This is a genomic window from Embleya sp. NPDC020886 (assembly GCF_044333915.1).
Taxonomy (GTDB): domain Bacteria; phylum Actinomycetota; class Actinomycetes; order Streptomycetales; family Streptomycetaceae; genus Embleya.
This window is the reverse complement of the sequence record NZ_JBIRRX010000004.1, coordinates 201,580-217,360: the sequence shown is the minus strand read 5'-3', so window position 1 is coordinate 217,360 and position 15,781 is coordinate 201,580. Positions and strand designations below refer to the sequence as shown.

Genomic DNA, 15,781 nt, shown 5'->3' with positions numbered 1-15,781 from the left:
CTGATTGTGGGCGACGTGCACGGAGCGGGCGTGGTTGCACTCCCCGGGTACAACCGTACGGGGGAGTGCATTGACCCATCAGCGGTGCGCGGTCACAACTCGACGGCCGGCTTCAGCGATGCCATCGTCCACATCCGCCGATGCCGAACCACGAACACGGTCGCGATCAGCGCCACCACCAGGTAGCCGCCGAGCACCGCGAAGGCCACCCCCAAACGTGCGCCCTCGCCACCCGTGAGGGTGACCCGCAGTCCGTTCACCAGGTACGTCATCGGCAACACCGGATGCAGGGCCTGGAACGGCTCGGGCGTCGTGGTGACCGGATACAGGCCGCCGCACGAGGTGAGTTGCAGCATCAACAGCACCAGGATCAGCACGTCGCCCACCGCGCCGAACGCGGCCCGCAGGAACTGCGCGATGGCCACGAAGGTGACCGCCGCCAACGCGATCAGCAACAGGCTCAGGCCCGGATCGTCGGCGTCCAGCCCCAGCCCCAGTTGCACCACCGCGTACAGCACGAACGCACCCGCCAGACCGAGCGCGGCGGCCGGCAACCAACCGGCCATGGCCACCTTGACCGCACCCGCCCGCCCCGCGAGCGCCCGCGGGTTGTACGGCCGCAGGAGCAGAAAGCCGACCAGCCCGAACACCCACAGCGCGATGCCGAAGAAGAACGGCGCCAGCCCGCGGCCGTACAGCACCGCCGGATGCAGATTCGTCACCTCGATCGCCACCGGCGCGCCGAGCACCCGCGCGTCCTCGCCCGCGGCCTGCGCCGGCGGCGGAGCCGGCACCGTCGTGTTCAGCCGGGCCAGGCCGTCGGCGAGTTGCTCGGCCCCCTGCCGGACCTGATCCGGCGGCGCGGTGCCGACACCGGCGGCCAGTTGCCGGGCGCCGTCGGTGGCGCGGGCCAGTTCGTCCTTGAGCGCCCCGGTCTGTCCGTAGAGCTGCTGCACCAGGGTGCTCTGCGTGGTGGCCGAAATCTGCTGCTGCAACTGCGTCTTGGCGATCTCGGCCATCTTGCCGATGATGAAGCCGTTCGCGTCGTCCAGGGTCATGAACAACTTCGCCTGCTGCGGCCGGTCCGACGCCGTGGTGGCCAGCGTCGCACTGAAGTCCGCCGGCACGGTGACCACGAAGTGGTAGTCGCCGTCCTCCAGGCCGGTTCGGGCCGCCTTCGCGTCGGTGACCTTCCACCGGAAGTTGTCGTCCGTCCGGATCGACTCGGTCAACCGGCCGCCCGCGTCGATGTGCTGCCCGCGCACGTCCACCGGCCGATCCTCGTTCACGAAGGCCACCGGGACCTGGTTCAGCCGACCGTACGGGTCCCAGTTCGACCACAGGTAGAGCGCGCCGTACAGGGTCGGCACCAGCATCAGCATGACCGGTACCAGCCGGGGCAACGGGCCTCGGAATCGCCGTAGTTCGAACCAGGCCAGGCGCAGCACACCCATCAGGCGATACCGCCTCTCGGGTACAGGTGGTGTCCGGGCAGGTCCACCACCGCGTCGGCGCCGCGCGGCGCCTCGGTCGCGGTGGCGACGACGGTGATGCCGGTGTCGGCCAACTCGCGCAACGCCCGCCACACGCGCAGCAGGTCGGCGCCCGCGATGCCGCTGTCCACGTCGTCGACCAGGACCGCGCCGGGCCGCCCGGCCGCGGCCAACGCGACCGAGAACAACAACTGCTCCACCGCGGCCAGGTGCTCGACCAGGACGTGGCCGGGTGGGTCGATGCGCAGCAGGTCGTACATCCGGGCGAGCGCGGGCTCGGTGGGCAGGCCGCCGCCGATGGCTCGGCGCTCGGCGACCGTCTCGGCGACGAACAGGTGGGGTTCCAGGTCCAGACCGGGCCGGGCGCGGGCGAGTGCGGTGTGCGCCCGAGCGGACGCGGCGCTGTGGCTGCCCGCGACGGTCACGCGGCCCGCGTCGGTGCGGAACCGGCCGCCGAGCGCGAGCAACAGCGAGGTGCGGCCGGCACCGGCCGGGCCGACGAGCACGGTCAGACCCGCCGCGGGCGCGGTCAACCGGACATCGCGAAAGATCGTGCCGTCCGGTCCGGATGCCGCCAGGCCGACCGCGCTGATCTCCACCCCGGAGGTGGTTGTGGACACGGATCTCCCTCGTCGGTGGGACGTCCACCGAGGAGTAACCGGTACACGGGGTGCCAAACGAGCGAAACGGATGACGCCCGCCCGCCCCACTCGCCCGACCAGGCGTCGGGCGAGACGTCGGGAACCGGGTCAGCCGCGCTGCTCCGGCAGCGGCTCGGCGAGCCGGTCCAGGTCGAACTCGCCGTCGCGCACCCCGAGCACGAACGCGGTCCACTCGCCCTCGGTGAACCGCAGGATCGGCCCCTCCGGGTGGATCGAGTTCCGCATCGCCATGCCCCCACCGGGCAGTTCGGCGGTCTCCACGATGCCTTCGCCGGTGGTGTCCTCGCCGTAGCCGATCCAGGTGACACCGCTGATGTCCATCGCGTACAGCGCGGCCTTCTCGTCGTCCAACCGCTGCCGCGACGGCTGCTCGGACTCGCCGGTGCTCATGATCGAAACCCTCCCGATGACGCGTGCGTAACCCTCAGGTGACCGCACGCTACGCCGCGTCCGGCACCACACACAACGCGAACGCCGACATCGGGTGCACCGACCCGGGGACCGGTACAAAACGAGCGAGGTCCCGAGGCACTCGCGTGCCTCGGGACCTCGTCTGGGGTGAGTGACGGGACTTGAACCCGCGACTTCCTGGACCACAACCAGGTGCTCTACCAGCTGAGCTACACCCACCATCACCGAGGCGTTTCCGTCCCGGCGAGGAAAAGTGTACAGGCTCGCGGAGACTGCTCGCCGCAGGGTTTCCGGGCGGCCGGTGCCGCGCCTCGCGCGGCACCGGATCTCACGCGCGCGCGGCCGGCTTGTGGCCGTACTTGGCCGAGATCGCCTTGGCGGTGTCGCTGTCCGGGCCGGGCTCCGGCACGAAGATCGCCTCGCGGTAGTACCGCAATTCCTCGATGCTCTCGTGGATGTCGGCCAACGCGCGGTGGTTGCCGGCCTTCGGCGGGCTCTGGAAGTAGACCCGCGGATACCAGCGGCGGGCCAGTTCCTTGATCGAGGAGACGTCGATCACCCGGTAGTGCAGAAAGGCTTCCAGGTCGAGCATGTCCCGGGCCAGGAAGCCCCGGTCGGTGCCGATCGAGTTGCCGCACAGCGGTGCCTTGCGGCCGTCCGGGACGTGCTTCTTGATGTAGGCGAGCACCTCGGCCTCGGCCTCGGCGAGGCTGACGCCCGCCTCCAGCTCCTCCAGCAGACCTGAAGCGGTGTGCATTTTGCGCACCACATCGGGCATGCCGGCCAGCGCCTCGGCGGGCGGGCGGATCACGACGTCGACACCGTCGCCCAGGATGTTCAGCTCGGAGTCGGTGACGAGGGCCGCCACCTCCACCAACGCGTCCCGGGACAGGTCGAGTCCGGTCATCTCACAGTCGATCCAGACCAAGCGGTCGTTCATAGGGTCACCCTACGGCCCGGGCACATGCCTCCTCGTCTCCGGTCTCCTCCGGACTCCGGGTGCGGAAGGTCTCCCGGTAGGAGGCCGGCGGGACACCCAGTTGTTTGCGGAAGTGGCCGCGCAGCGCCACCGGCGAGCGGAATCCGCAGCGCCGGGCGATCTCCTCGACCTGGAGATCGGTGGTCTCCAGCAGCCGTTGGGCCTGGAGTACTCGTTGGGTGAGCAGCCATTGCAGCGGGGCGCTGCCGGTGAGCGTGCGAAAGCGTCGATCGAAGGTGCGCCGACTCATGTACGCGCGGGTCGCCAACTGCTCGATGTCGAAGCGGTCGGCGAGGTTCTCCAGCGCCCACGAGATGACGGTGGCCAGCGGGTCGCCGCTGATCTCCTCGGGCAGGGTGAGATCCATGTACTGCGCCTGACCGCCGATCCGGTGGGCCGGCACGACCAGTCGGCGGGCGAGCGCGTTGGCCGCGTCCGGGCCGTGGTCGAGGCGGACCAGGTGCAGGCACAGGTCGATGCCCGCCGCGGTGCCGGCGCTGGTGAGGATGTCACCGTCGTCGACGTACAGCTCGCGGGGGTCGACCCGGACCTTGGGGTAGCGCTTGGCCAGCGCGGGCGCGTACATCCAGTGCGTGGTCGCCGGACGGTCGTCGAGCAGGCCGGCCGCGGCGAGCACGAACGCGCCGCCGCACAGGCCGACGATCCGGGCTCCCTCGCGATGCGCCCGGCGCAGCGCCTCCAGCACGGGCGGCGGCGGCATCCGGGACGGCGAGTGCCACGCGGGCACGATCACGGTGCCGGCCCGGGCGAGGGCGTCGAGGCCGTACGGCGCGATCAGTTCGACGCCGCCGGTGGTACGGAGCGGTCCGGGTTCGGCCGCGCATACCAGTAATCGGTAGTTCGGCACGCCGGCGTCGCGTCGATCCACCCCGAACACCGATATCGGGATGGAACTCTCCAGGATCGGCGAGTTGGCGAACAACAACACCGCGATCGTGTCCGGGCGACGCCGACCGAGCAGCGGGCGCTCGCGCCCCGGGGCCAGGACGCCCTCGGCATCGGGGTCGTACTCGCCGTCGAGGTCGAGGTCGCCGGCCAGGTCGCCCTCGCCGTCGATCGAGTCGCTCTCGGGCGGGGCCTCGGACAGCACGGTGGACGCCGCGACGATCACCACCGCGTCCTGATCGCCGGCCGGGACGGCATCGACGCCGTCGATCGTGGTGAGCTCGGCCGGGTGGTCGGCATCGACCACGCGGGCTCGCCCCCGTCGCCGGTCTTTACGGCTGTCGATCCTGCTCATGGCCCCGATCGCCCCCTTCTCCCCTCACGCCCCAGTAGGTCACAGGCGTCACTCACGTAACCCAAGATCGGAACTTACTCTCTCTTACCTTGTCTATGCATGGTGTTCTCTACGTGACGTTAAGTAGATATGCGTGTTTGTGACGGTGGTCACATCACAGAACTTGTCGACAATGACGCGCGCGGTCAGGTCCCGGGCTGCCGGCGGGCCGCGTGCAGCAGGTGCAGGGCCGCCTCGGGCAGCTCCCGACCACGTGGCCAGACCGCCCGCAGGATGCGATCCATGGCGGGCAGATCGGCCATCGGCACGGCCACCAGACGCCCGTCGGCCAGGTCCTCGCGCACCGCGAGATCGGACAACACCGCCGGCGCGGATCCGGCGATCGCGGCCGAGCGCAGCGGTGCCGTGGCACCCAACTCCAGCGCCGGCACGGCCACTCCGTCGTAGGCGGCCAGCGCCCGCTCCAGCGTCTCCCGGGTGCCCGACCCGGCCTCGCGCAGCAGCAGCGGCGTCGCGGCCAACTCGGCCGCGGCGATCGGGCGCCGCCGCCGGGCCCACGGGTGGGTGGGCGCGACCACCACCACGAGCCGGTCCCGGCCCACCGCCGCCGATTGCAGGTCACGCGGCACCCACGGCCCCTCGACGAAGCCGAGGTCCGCCTCGCCCGCCCGCAACGCCTCGATCACATGCAGGCTGTTGGTCACCTGCAGGCCCACATGCACCCCGGGCACCGCCTCGCGCAGCGCGGTCAGCCAGCCGGGCACCAGGTGCTCGGCCACGGTCAGACTCGCCGCGACCCGCAGCCGGTCCTCCTGCCGGGCCTTGAGCGCGGCGGCGCCCTCGACCAGGGCGTGCGCCTGGTCGAGCACTCCACGCGCCCAGTCGGTGATCACCAGGCCCGCCGCGGTGGGCACCGAGCCGGTGGTGCTGCGCTCCAGCAGCCGCACCCCGAGTCGCCGTTCCAGCGTGCGCATCCGGGCGCTGGCCGAGGGCTGGCTGATCCCGAACCGGCGGGCCGCGCTGCCCAGGCTGCCGCTCTCGGTCACCGCGACGAGCAGTTCGAGGGTGTACAGGTCGGGCAGTCGGTCCGAGGGGCGTGCCGGCGAGGTCATAGCCAAACCCTATGACCTACCAGGCAACCGACCGCTACCCGCGCCGACCCGGCGGGTCGAGGGTGGTGATCATGACCTTGACCGTCGCGCGACGCGCTCACCCCGGACCCCGTTCGGCCGCCACGAAGTCGGCGAAGCCGCGATTGTGGCCGGGGCTGCTCGCCGCCGCGCTCGCGGTGGCGGCGGGTTGGGGCGCCCACCGGTTGTGGCCGCAGTTGCCGATGCTCACCGTCACCGTCGCGCTGGGCATCCTCGCCGCGAACGTGCGCGCCCTGCCCGCCGCGACCGCGCCGGGGCTGGGCTTCGCCGGCCGGCGGCTGATGCGCGCCGGCGTCGTGCTGCTCGGCCTCAAGCTCGCGCTCGGCGACATCGTCGGACTCGGGTTCGCGCCGGTGGCCATGGTGGTCGTGGTGGTCGTGGTGACCTTCTTCGGCACCCGGTGGCTGGGGCGGCGGATCGGCCTGCCCGGCGATCAACCGTTGCTGATCGCGACCGGCTTCGCCATCTGCGGCGCCTCCGCCGTCGCCGCGATGAACGGCGTCAGCGACAGCGACGAGGAGGACGTGGCCACCGCGGTCGCCCTGGTCACGCTGTGCGGGAGCCTGGCCATCGTGGTGCTGCCGCTGCTCCAGGCACCGCTGGGCCTGGACGCGGTGCGGTACGGCGGCTGGGTCGGCGCGAGCGTGCACGACGTCGGCCAGGTGGTCGCGGCCGGTGGTGTGGCCGGGTCGGTCGCGCTGCACACCGCGGTGGTGGTCAAGCTGATGCGGGTGCTGTTGCTCGCGCCCATCGTGGTGGGCACCGGCTACGCGATGCGTCGCCGGGCCGCGCGAGCGGGCGACACCGGGCCCGCGGGGGCTCGGCGGCCGGCGCTGATGCCGCTGTTCGTGGTCGGCTTCCTGGCCATGGTGGTCGTGCGCAGCACCGGTCTGCTGCCGGAGTCGGTGCTGGAGGTCGCGGGCACCGTGCAGGACCTGCTGTTGGCCGCCGCGCTGTTCGGCCTGGGCAGCATGGTCGACCTGAGCAAGCTGGTGCGCACCGGCTGGCGGGCGCTGGCCCTGGGCTTCGCGTCCTGGGCGCTGATCGCCGGCGCGGCCTACGGCGGCGTGCTCCTGACCATGTGAGCGGTGCGGCCGGCCTGTCGACGGCCGAGCCGAAGCCGCCGACAGGCACGCGCGTCCGGAAGTACATCGAACCCGCCGACGGCCCGGCGCGTGACGGGCCGTCAGACAGGTTCGACGTCGGCGCCGCGGCGCGGGTCGGCGTGCGGCAGGGTCGGCGTCCAACCTGCGGATCGCCGCCCGTTTCGACGCGGTCGCCCGGACGCACGGTGTCGTGCTGACCAACGCTCGGGCGGGGCCCGGGGTAACGCCCGTTCCCTCCTGCGGCGTCAGCGCGCCCCCTCGAACGGGCGCCGGGGCCGCCCCGCGGCCGGCCGGAACAGACCCCCGACCGGGCCGCCGAGCGACCCCGGGGAGGGCCGGGAATCGACTGCGGCCGGATCACAATCACCCACACGGCCGCCCGGGTCTCCCCATTCACGGTGTTGTCCGGCTAATGTGCGTGTCTCGCCGAGGCTTTGTCGGGGGCGCCATCCCCGTGCGTGGTCCGGCGGATCGCATCAAGCCCCGACCGGCACGCGCCGTGGTGTCTTTTTTGTCCGGGAGAACCCCGGCCGACACTTCGAATGTGCGGGTCGGCGCAGTAATCTGGTACAGGAAGCCCCGAGGCGCCCCTCCACAGCAAAGACGCCCGATTCCCATGGCTGCTTTCGAGTTCAGTGACCTTCCGGACGGCACCCCGTTGCTCCGTCCCGACTCCCCTCATCAGCGCGATCCCGCGTTCCAACACCCCGTCGTCGTCGGTTTCGACGGGTCCGAGTCCAGCGAACGTGCCTTGGCGTACGCGTCCGGCATGGCACGCAGACTCGGTGGTGGGCTGGTGATCGTGCATGTGGCCAACCGCATTCCGGCCACCGTGTGGGCCGGCTGCGAGCCACCGGTCTTCATCGACGTGCCGGACAGCCGCTCCGAGGCCCTGGGCCTGGAACTGGCCTGCGCGGACCACCTCAGCGACGTGCCGTGGATCCTGGTCGAGCGCGGGGGTGACATCTGCCACGAGATCGAGGACGTCGCGCGCGAATTCACCGCCGACGCGATCGTGGTCGGCGGGTCCACCGGGCTGGCCAGCCGGATCTTCGGTTCGGTCGCGTGCCGCCTGGTCAAGCACGCCAAACGGCCGGTCGTGGTGATTCCCTGACGTTGCCGCGTGCCCGGTCCGCAGTGTGTCGAACAGGGCGTCGCCGCCTTGCCACCGCTTTTCCGTGCCTTCCCGCACCTTTGCCACCGAAGTGTGATCGAACCTCGAACACATCTGCATTACGTTGGCCGCGGACACGGGGCACGAGGATCGCGAGGCACGAGGTTGGCGGAGTACCGGATCGAGGACCTCGCCCGCGAGGGGGGCACCACCGTACGCAATGTGCGGGCGTACCAGGATCGCGGGCTGCTGCCGCGGCCGAGGCGCCAGGGGCGGGTGTCCCTGTACGACGACGGGCACCTGGGCCGGCTACGGCTGATCGGGCAGTTGCTGGAGCGCGGCTACAGCCTGGTGAGCATCAAGGAGTTGCTCGACGCGTGGGACGGCGGGCGCAGCCTCGGCGGAGTGCTGGGGCTGGTCGCCGAGGCGAGCGGGCCGTGGAGTGACGAGACGCCGGAGCGGATGACCCGGGCCGAGCTGATCGCGATGTTCGGCGGGCTGTCGGATCCGGTCGCACTCGCCGGGGCGGTGCGGTTGGGCCTGCTCGAACCCGAGGACGACTCGCTGACCGTGTTCCGGGTGCCCAGTCCGCGCGAGCTCGCGGTGGGCGCCGAATTGCACGCGGCCGGCGTACCGGTGACGGCGGTCACCGAGCAGTTGCGGATGTTGCGGGCGGCCATGGAGCACGTGGCCGAGGGGTTCGGGCGGCTGATGGAGTCGCATCTGCTGCCCGCCGACGGCGACGCGGACGAGACGGCGGAGATGATCCGCCGGATGCGACCGCTGGCGCTGCGCGCGGTGGAGGCCGAACTCGCCCGGGCGATGCGCCGCACGGCCGCCCGTCGGCTCGGCGAGGAACTCGGGAAGGTGTTGCGCGAGGAGCCCGAGCCGACCCGGGGCCGGCCGGAGCCGGTCGACGACGAGGAGCCCGCGCTCGATCGGCACCCGTTCATGTCGGACGCGTGGATCGCCGCGGTGTCCCGACTCAGTCGGCTGATCACGCCGGATCCGGAGAAGCGCACGCCGCATCCGGCGATCGTGGACATCGTGGTCAGCGACGTGCCGGATCGGGACGACCCGGCCGAGCTGCACCTGGACTGCTTCCAGGGCCGGGTGCTGGTGCGTCCCGGGTTGTTGCCGGGCCCGGATCTGGTGGTGCACATGGACTACGACACCGCGCGCCGGGTGATCCTGCTCAACGACCGGCACGCCCCGCGCGAGGCACTGGCCGCCGGTCGGATGACCGCGCGCGGTGATCTGTTCGGGCTCACCGTCTTCCGCGAGGCGCTGGCCGGCCTGTCCAACTGGGATCTGGGCGCGGTGTTGCGCGAGCTGACCGCGGGCGAGGGTCCGACCGGGTAGGTCCGCCGGGTCAGGCCCGGATGCGGCGCAGCAGGTGTTCCACGTAGTCGCGGAAGAGCGTCGCCATGTCCACGTGTTCGGGGTCGAGCAGCCATTGCAGTTGCAGGCCGTCCATCATCGCGAAGATCTGCGCCGCGATCGCGGCGGGATCGATGTCCGCGCGCAGTTCGCCGGACGCCCGACCGGCCTCCAGCGACGCGGTGACGCCGGTGCGCACCATCGCGTAGCGGTCCTGGGCCCAGCCGTGTGCGGGGTGGTCGGTGGTCACCGCCTCGCCGGTGAGCACGGTGAAGAGCTGGACCAGGCCGGGGATGTTGCGGTTGTGCTCGGCGAGTTCGGTGAGTTTGGCCAGGGCCGCCTCGCCGCCGGGCGGGAGCTCGCCCAGGTCCAGATGTTCCGTGTCCATCCGGTCGCGCAGGTCGAGCACGGCCACCAGCAGTTCCTGCTTGCTGCGGAAGTGGTGCAGCAGGCCGGCCTGGGTCAGTTCGGCGCGCTCGGCGATCCGGGCCAGCGAGGTGCCGCGGTAGCCGTTCTCGGCGAATTCCTGGAGCGCGATGTTGAGGATCCGCGTGCGCCGGGCATCGCCGGAGGCGTAGCCGCGACCGCGCGGTCTCGCCGGGGCGGCCCGGGTGCGGGTCGGCGGGTTGGCGGGGGTGTCGTCCGGTCGTGCGTCCATGTGGTCATCCTGCCGTGTCCCGGCGACGATCCGCCGAGGGGTATGTCACGTCCAGATAACAAAGCTACCGTGTCATAGGTTTTTGTGGTTACCGTACGAGCGGATCCTCCGGCGGACTCGATCGGCGGGTCGCCCGGACCACGGGTCCGATCAGGCACGCGAGCGGAAGGCGAACCATGGCGTCTCACCCCACACCCACCGGCAACGAGGCCACCGAGGACGAGCTGCGCGACCTGGTGGCGCGGCTGACCCTGGAGGAGAAGCTCTCGCTGATCGTCGGCGAGGACTTCTGGTCGCTTCCCGAGATCCCGAGCATCGGCCTGCGCAAGCTGCGCGTCTCGGACGGCCCGGTCGGCGTCCGCGGTGTCACCTGGGACGAGCGCGAGACCTCGCTGCTGTTCCCCAGCCCCACGGCGCTCGCCGCCGCCTGGGACCCCGAGGTCACCCGCCGGGCCGGTTTCGTCATGGGCGCGCAGACCCGGGACAAGGACATCCACGTCCTGCTGGCGCCGACCGTGAACCTGCACCGCAGCCCGCTGGGCGGTCGGCACTTCGAGTGCTACTCCGAGGACCCGCTGCTGACCGCGCGGATCGCGACCGCCTTCATCGAGGGCGTGCAGTCCGCCGGTGTCGGGGCCACGATCAAGCACTTCGTCGGCAACGAGACCGAGGACGACCGGATGTCCTACGACTCGCGGATCGACGAGCGCTCGCTGCGCGAGGTCTATCTGGTGCCGTTCGAGGAGGCCGTGCGCACCGGTCGGGTCTGGCTGGTGATGAGTGCGTACAACCGGGTCAACGGCGAGACGATGACCGAGAACTCGCGCCTGGTCGACGACGTGCTCAAGGACGAGTGGGGCTTCGACGGCGTGGTGATCTCGGACTGGATGGCGGTTCGCTCCACCGAGGCCGCCGCCGCGGGCGGCACCGACGTCGCGATGCCCGGCCCCTCCGAGGTGTGGGGCGCGCCGCTGCTGGCCGCCGTGCGCGAGGGTCGGGTCGCCGAATCGCTGATCGACGAGCGGGTCACCCGGGTCCTGCGGCTGGCCGCCCGGGTGGGCGTGCTGGGCGACCGCACCCCGGCCACGACCACGACCCCTGCGGACGCGGTGGCCACTCTGCGCGCGATCTCGGCGCAGGCGATGGTGCTGCTCGGCAACGACGGCGCGCTCCCGCTCGACGCCGCGGCGCTGTCCCGGGTCGCGCTGATCGGCCCGAACGCGTTGCGGCTGTCCGCGCAGGGTGGCGGCAGTGCGCACGTGAACCCCGAGCACGTGGTCTCGATCCCCGAGGGCCTGCGGGCCGCACTCGGCGAGAACGTCGAACTGACGGTCACCGAGGGCGCGTTCACCCACCGGGCGCTGGCCGACCTGGACCTGGGGACGGCCGCCGACCCGGAGACCGGCGAGCCGGGCCTGCGGGCCGAATTCCTCGACGCGGCAGGCACCGTGCTCTCCTCCGAGCACCGGCTGGGCTCGAACCTGATGTTCTGGCCGGACAACATTCCCGCCGGGGCGGCGGTGATCCGGCTGCGTACGACGATCACCCCGGCCGAATCCGGGACCAACATCCTGGACGTGCGCGGCGCGGGCCGGTTCGAGGTCAGCATCGACGGTGCGACCCGCACCGTGGACATGACGCCGCCCGAAGGCACCGACGTGATCGAGATGATCATGCGTCCCGAGGCCACCCGCATCGAGATCGAGGCGACGGCCGGCACGCCGATCGGGATCCGGGTCGACTTCAGCCAGGGCGAGCAGTTCTACATGGCCGCGCTCGGTCTGGGCTGGGCGAACCCGCGCCGGTCCGAGGAGGCCGAGTTGGCGGCCGCGGTCGAGGCGGCGCGCGCCGCCGATGTCGCCGTGGTCGTGGTCGGCACCACCGACGACATCGAGTCGGAGGGCTTCGACCGCGCGAACCTGGCGCTGCCGGGCCGCTCCGACGAGCTGGTCCGCCGGGTCGCGGCGGTCAACCCGAGGACCGTCGTGGTGGTCAACGCGGGTTCGCCCGTGCTGATGCCGTGGCGGGACGAGGTGGCCGCCGTGTTGTGGGCGTGGTTGCCCGGCCAGGAGGGCGGCGCGGCGCTGGGCGACGTGCTCACCGGCGTGGTGGAGCCGGGTGGCCGGCTGCCCACGACCTACCCGGCGGCCGAGGCCGACGTGCCGGTCTACTCCACGGCCCGGGTGAACGACGACGAGCACCACTACGCGGTGCAGTCCAGCAACATCGGCTACCGCGCCTGGGCCCTGGGCGACGTGGCGCCGGCGTACCCGTTCGGGCACGGCCTGGGCTACACGACCTGGGCCTACCGGGAGGTCGCGGTCAAGGGCGACGCGAGCGGGGTGCGGGTGGAGATCACCGTGGCCAACACCGGCGAGCGGGCGGGCCGCGAGGTGGTGCAGGTCTACCTGGAGACCGCGGACGGCACGCTGATGGGCCGGGCGGAGCCGATCCGCCTGGTCGGCTTCGCCGCGATCGACGCCGAGGCGGGCGCGCAGGTCACCACCGTCGTGGAGATCGACGCACGCACGCTGGCCCGGTGGGACGAGCAGCGCGCGGCGTGGACCACCACGCCGGGCACCTACACGCTGCGCGTCGGCCGTTCCCTGGGCGACCTGCGGCTGAGCGCGGATCTCGCGCTCTGACCGAAAGCGCGGCCGCGTCGGGCCGGGGAGTCACGGCCCCGCCCGGTGCGGCCGTTCGCACGCCCGCCCTCGGCTGGGTCCGGGCGCGGCGCGCGGCCCGTGCCGGCCGGCCGGGCGCCCGACCCGCCGCCGAGCGTCAGCAGCGCTGACCGAAGGCCGGGTTGATGACGCCCACCAGGTCGGCCGTGTTGCCGCAGAGGCCGCCCGCCGCGTCGATCGGGTGCGCCCGGACCGTGTGCGTCTCGGTGCCGGCCGGTGCGGCGAGCGCCATGGTCGCGCCGACGACGGGGGTCGCGATGACGGTCGTGCTGACCAACAGGCCGCGGACGATGCGCTGCATGGGGACGGTTCCTTGTCTCGATGCGGACGGTCTCGAACGCCGAGGCGGCGCGAATCGCCAACGCGGCGAACCGCCGGAAGGACACGGGGATTGGGCCGAACGGAAGGGCCGCCCGGCTCCTCCCGACGGGTGCGCGGGTCGGCGTCCCACCTTCGAGGGATCGGACCCGGCCAAAATGCGGTGCCACGCGCGTCGCAGCCTTAGCGTGTCGGCCATGCAGCTCCGCATCGGTACCCGGTCCTCCCCCATGGCCCTCGCCCAGGCTCGGCTCGTCGCCTCCCTGTTGCCCCGGCATCCGCACGAACCCGTCGTCGTCCCGATGTCCACCAGCGGCGACCGCTGGGGCGGCAGCCTCGCCGAACTCGGCGGCAAGGGCGCGTTCGTCAAGGAACTCGACCGCGCACAGCTCGACGGGGAGGTGGACCTGGTCGTGCACTGCCTCAAGGACATGCCCGGCGACGTGCCGCTGCCCGACGGGCTCACCGTGGCCGCCTACCTGCCCCGGGACGACGTGCACGACTGCGTGGTCGGCGCGCGGTTGGCCGAGCTGCCGCCCGGCGCCCGGGTGGGCACCAGTTCGGTCCGGCGCGCCGCGCAACTGCGGCGCAGCCACCCTCGGTTGACCCCGCTGCCGGTCCGCGGCTCGGCGAACACCCGGCTGGCCAAGCTCGACGCGGGCGAGTTCGACGCGCTGATCCTGGCCGTCGCGGGCCTGGAACGCATCGGCGAAGGACGGCGCATCACCCAGATCCTGACCACCGGTCAGATGTTGCCCGCGGTCGGCGCCGGCGTGCTGGCCCTCCAGTGCCGCAGCGACGATCCGACCGTCCTGGCCGCCGCGCGGACCCTGGACGACGCACCCACCCGGGCCTGTGTCGAGGCCGAGCGGGCCCTGCTGCGCGAGCTGCGCGGCCACTGCCACAGCCCGATCGCCGCCTACTGCACGAACACCGAGGCCGGCCTGATACTGCACGCGGCGGTGTACTCCCCCGACGGCGCACGGCTGCTGGAGGCCACCGACCACGGGGGCGAGCCGGACAAGCTCGGCGTCGTCGTGGCCGGCGACCTGCTGGCCCGGGGTGCCCGCGCGCTGATCGACGCGATCCCGCACTGAGCGCGGGCCCTCCCGGGCCGCGATCGCTCGCGGCCCGGGAGGGCCCGTTCACGCCGGTCGGTCGCGCCCCCGGACGACTCGGCCGGCGTCGGGTGCGCTCAGGTGTTCAGGCACCTCTGCACGGTGGTCTGCAACTCGGACGGCAGCTTGTTGGTCCGCGCGTACTCCTGGTCGAACGCGTTCATCTGGGCCTGGCTGTACTTGCCCTGGAGTTCGGTCAGCGCGCAGTTGCAGTACTTCGTGTTGTTGTTCGACGTGCTCAGGCACCCGTTGAGGAAGTTCGTCGAGTAGAGCGAGCTCCAGTCGCCGCGGCCCGCCCCGGTCGAGGTCGGCGAGGCCGGCGCCGTGGTGCGCGGGCGCGACGTGGTCGGGCGCTCGGTGGCGGGCGGCGCCGGCGTGTCGTCGTCGGTGGCCCGGCTCGTCGGCGTCTTCCCCGTCGGCGTGGCGTCCGAGCTCGCACCGGTGGTCTTCGGGGCCCCCAGACCCCCGAAACCGCTGTCCCCGTCGCTCCCACACGCCCCGACCGCGCAGGTCAACATCACCGCGATCAGCCCGACTTTGATGGTGCGCATACATTCCCCCTAAAACGATGTTGGTCGAGACCCTCCTCCCCGGACTTCATCGGTCACAAGGGGATCTTTTCGGCCATTGCGTAATGGTTACGTCGCCGCAACCGTTACGACATCGGGGGCTTCGCACCATCGAGGCCGCGGGCTTCGCCCGGGCTTACCTCTCGACAAACAGGAGCAAACCGGGCACCAACGTGCCGATCGTCACATTCCATGGCGTTTATTGATCGAATCTGTTCACTATGGATGAGTTGCCTCCCGTCGGACGGCAGAAAGGAACGGCACACCATGACCTTGACGCCCGAGCACGTGGCCGCGCTGCGCGGCCTTGCCGCCGATGTCTCGGCCCTCGGCGCCGACGGCGCCCAGCGGCACCCCGCCTTCGCCGGTTCCGCCGGTTCGATCGCCGACCGCGCGGACGCGCTCGCGAGCGACGCGCCGCCGTTCCACAAGGTCGCCCTGCGCCGGATCGGCGACGCGATGCGCGCGTGCGCCGAATCGCGCGAGGCGGGCGACACCACCCGGGTGGCCACCACCCAGCGCACCGCCGCGCACCTGGCCGACCGGCTCGTGCACGCGCTCGACCGCTACGCCTCGGCCTCGCCGACCGCGACCCCGGCCACCTGCACCCGCTGCAACGAGCCCTACATCGCCCAGCTCATCCCCACCCAGCGGCGCTACCTGTCGCGCATCGACGCCCCCGTGTCCGGCCACGTGTTCAACGCGGCCGGCACCACCTACGTGGTCGAGCGGCACGTGTTGTGCCCGCTCCAGGACGTGGCCGGCCTGTCCGACCTGCCCGAGTTCGAGAACCTGGACGATCTCGACAACGCCTGAGCCCCACCCGCCCGGACCGCGCCGGGCACGCACGAACGAGGCCGGATCCCCGCGGGGGCCC

Annotated in this window: 15 protein-coding genes and 1 tRNA gene; 6 read left to right on the top strand and 10 right to left on the bottom strand. The window is 72.0% G+C overall.

The window, feature by feature from the left end:
- Window positions 1–92: 92 nt before the first annotated feature.
- From ACH4U8_RS16015 to ACH4U8_RS15985, 7 genes are all read right to left on the bottom strand, one after another.
- On the bottom strand, window positions 93–1,454 hold the full coding sequence (locus tag ACH4U8_RS16015; RefSeq protein ID WP_395778409.1) for a YhgE/Pip domain-containing protein: 1,362 nt from the start codon (window positions 1,452–1,454) through the stop codon (window positions 93–95).
- Window positions 1,454–2,113, bottom strand: coding sequence for an ATP-binding cassette domain-containing protein (locus tag ACH4U8_RS16010; RefSeq protein WP_395778407.1), 660 nt, complete (start codon window positions 2,111–2,113; stop codon window positions 1,454–1,456). Before ACH4U8_RS16010 ends, ACH4U8_RS16015 begins: the two co-directional genes overlap by 1 nt.
- A gap of 129 nt (window positions 2,114–2,242) precedes the next feature.
- The gene (locus ACH4U8_RS16005) at window positions 2,243–2,545 is read right to left on the bottom strand and encodes a DUF397 domain-containing protein (RefSeq protein WP_360307699.1); all 303 of its coding nucleotides are present in this window, start codon (window positions 2,543–2,545) and stop codon (window positions 2,243–2,245) included.
- A gap of 164 nt (window positions 2,546–2,709) precedes the next feature.
- Window positions 2,710–2,785: transfer RNA gene (locus ACH4U8_RS16000), tRNA-His, on the bottom strand.
- 109 nt (window positions 2,786–2,894) lie between these two features.
- On the bottom strand, window positions 2,895–3,506 hold the full coding sequence (gene orn / locus ACH4U8_RS15995; RefSeq protein WP_379991808.1) for an oligoribonuclease: 612 nt from the start codon (window positions 3,504–3,506) through the stop codon (window positions 2,895–2,897).
- Window positions 3,507–3,510: 4 nt separating this feature from the next.
- The gene (locus ACH4U8_RS15990; RefSeq protein WP_395778405.1) at window positions 3,511–4,758 is read right to left on the bottom strand and encodes a GlxA family transcriptional regulator; all 1,248 of its coding nucleotides are present in this window, start codon (window positions 4,756–4,758) and stop codon (window positions 3,511–3,513) included.
- A gap of 233 nt (window positions 4,759–4,991) precedes the next feature.
- Window positions 4,992–5,918 carry a LysR substrate-binding domain-containing protein gene (locus ACH4U8_RS15985; RefSeq protein WP_360307690.1) on the bottom strand — a complete coding sequence of 309 codons (927 nt, stop codon included), beginning with the start codon at window positions 5,916–5,918 and terminating at the stop codon, window positions 4,992–4,994.
- An 11-nt stretch (window positions 5,919–5,929) separates the two neighbouring features.
- Between ACH4U8_RS15985 and ACH4U8_RS15980 the strand changes: the two genes are divergently transcribed.
- The 3 genes from ACH4U8_RS15980 (at window position 5,930) to ACH4U8_RS15970 (ending at window position 9,539) form a co-directional block, all read left to right on the top strand.
- Complete coding sequence (locus ACH4U8_RS15980; protein WP_360307687.1) at window positions 5,930–7,042, top strand: putative sulfate exporter family transporter; 1,113 nt, start codon at window positions 5,930–5,932, stop codon at window positions 7,040–7,042.
- A 637-nt stretch (window positions 7,043–7,679) separates the two neighbouring features.
- Entirely contained in the window at window positions 7,680–8,177 is a 498-nt protein-coding gene (locus ACH4U8_RS15975; RefSeq protein ID WP_020550635.1) for a universal stress protein, read from the top strand.
- Window positions 8,178–8,342: 165 nt separating this feature from the next.
- Window positions 8,343–9,539 (top strand): MerR family transcriptional regulator, encoded by a 1,197-nt coding sequence (locus ACH4U8_RS15970; RefSeq protein WP_360307683.1) that lies wholly within the window; start codon window positions 8,343–8,345, stop codon window positions 9,537–9,539.
- A gap of 10 nt (window positions 9,540–9,549) precedes the next feature.
- On the opposite strand, the gene ACH4U8_RS15965 is transcribed toward ACH4U8_RS15970, so the two are convergent.
- Complete coding sequence (locus ACH4U8_RS15965) at window positions 9,550–10,215, bottom strand: helix-turn-helix domain-containing protein (RefSeq protein ID WP_360307680.1); 666 nt, start codon at window positions 10,213–10,215, stop codon at window positions 9,550–9,552.
- A 176-nt stretch (window positions 10,216–10,391) separates the two neighbouring features.
- Between ACH4U8_RS15965 and ACH4U8_RS15960 the strand changes: the two genes are divergently transcribed.
- Entirely contained in the window at window positions 10,392–12,860 is a 2,469-nt protein-coding gene (locus tag ACH4U8_RS15960) for a beta-glucosidase (protein ID WP_395778403.1), read from the top strand.
- A gap of 136 nt (window positions 12,861–12,996) precedes the next feature.
- On the opposite strand, the gene ACH4U8_RS15955 is transcribed toward ACH4U8_RS15960, so the two are convergent.
- Window positions 12,997–13,200, bottom strand: a complete 204-nt coding sequence (locus tag ACH4U8_RS15955) for a chaplin family protein (protein WP_395778401.1) — start codon at window positions 13,198–13,200, stop codon at window positions 12,997–12,999.
- Between the two features lie 214 nt (window positions 13,201–13,414).
- On the opposite strand from ACH4U8_RS15955, the gene hemC reads away from it, so the two are divergent.
- Window positions 13,415–14,314, top strand: coding sequence for a hydroxymethylbilane synthase (hemC, locus tag ACH4U8_RS15950; RefSeq protein ID WP_395778399.1), 900 nt, complete (start codon window positions 13,415–13,417; stop codon window positions 14,312–14,314).
- A 98-nt stretch (window positions 14,315–14,412) separates the two neighbouring features.
- On the opposite strand, the gene ACH4U8_RS15945 is transcribed toward hemC, so the two are convergent.
- Window positions 14,413–14,886: a hypothetical protein gene (locus ACH4U8_RS15945; protein ID WP_360307668.1), complete on the bottom strand. Its 474-nt coding sequence runs from the start codon at window positions 14,884–14,886 to the stop codon at window positions 14,413–14,415.
- 285 nt (window positions 14,887–15,171) lie between these two features.
- On the opposite strand from ACH4U8_RS15945, the gene ACH4U8_RS15940 reads away from it, so the two are divergent.
- Window positions 15,172–15,720: a hypothetical protein gene (locus ACH4U8_RS15940; RefSeq protein WP_360307665.1), complete on the top strand. Its 549-nt coding sequence runs from the start codon at window positions 15,172–15,174 to the stop codon at window positions 15,718–15,720.
- The last annotated feature ends 61 nt before the right edge of the window (window positions 15,721–15,781 follow it).

What these genes read in the sequence shown, in the direction of transcription:
- ACH4U8_RS16015 (WP_395778409.1), bottom strand. Translation starts at nt 1,454, where the DNA reads ATGGGTGTGCTGCGCCTGGCCTGGTTCGAACTACGGCGATTCCGAGGC.
- ACH4U8_RS16005 (WP_360307699.1), bottom strand. Translation starts at nt 2,545, where the DNA reads ATGAGCACCGGCGAGTCCGAGCAGCCGTCGCGGCAGCGGTTGGACGAC.
- orn (WP_379991808.1), bottom strand. Translation starts at nt 3,506, where the DNA reads ATGAACGACCGCTTGGTCTGGATCGACTGTGAGATGACCGGACTCGAC.
- ACH4U8_RS15985 (WP_360307690.1), bottom strand. Translation starts at nt 5,918, where the DNA reads ATGACCTCGCCGGCACGCCCCTCGGACCGACTGCCCGACCTGTACACC.
- ACH4U8_RS15980 (WP_360307687.1), top strand. Translation starts at nt 5,930, where the DNA reads ATGACCTACCAGGCAACCGACCGCTACCCGCGCCGACCCGGCGGGTCG.
- ACH4U8_RS15975 (WP_020550635.1), top strand. Translation starts at nt 7,680, where the DNA reads ATGGCTGCTTTCGAGTTCAGTGACCTTCCGGACGGCACCCCGTTGCTC.
- ACH4U8_RS15965 (WP_360307680.1), bottom strand. Translation starts at nt 10,215, where the DNA reads ATGGACGCACGACCGGACGACACCCCCGCCAACCCGCCGACCCGCACC.
- ACH4U8_RS15960 (WP_395778403.1), top strand. Translation starts at nt 10,392, where the DNA reads ATGGCGTCTCACCCCACACCCACCGGCAACGAGGCCACCGAGGACGAG.
- ACH4U8_RS15955 (WP_395778401.1), bottom strand. Translation starts at nt 13,200, where the DNA reads ATGCAGCGCATCGTCCGCGGCCTGTTGGTCAGCACGACCGTCATCGCG.
- hemC (WP_395778399.1), top strand. Translation starts at nt 13,415, where the DNA reads ATGCAGCTCCGCATCGGTACCCGGTCCTCCCCCATGGCCCTCGCCCAG.
- ACH4U8_RS15945 (WP_360307668.1), bottom strand. Translation starts at nt 14,886, where the DNA reads ATGCGCACCATCAAAGTCGGGCTGATCGCGGTGATGTTGACCTGCGCG.
- ACH4U8_RS15940 (WP_360307665.1), top strand. Translation starts at nt 15,172, where the DNA reads ATGACCTTGACGCCCGAGCACGTGGCCGCGCTGCGCGGCCTTGCCGCC.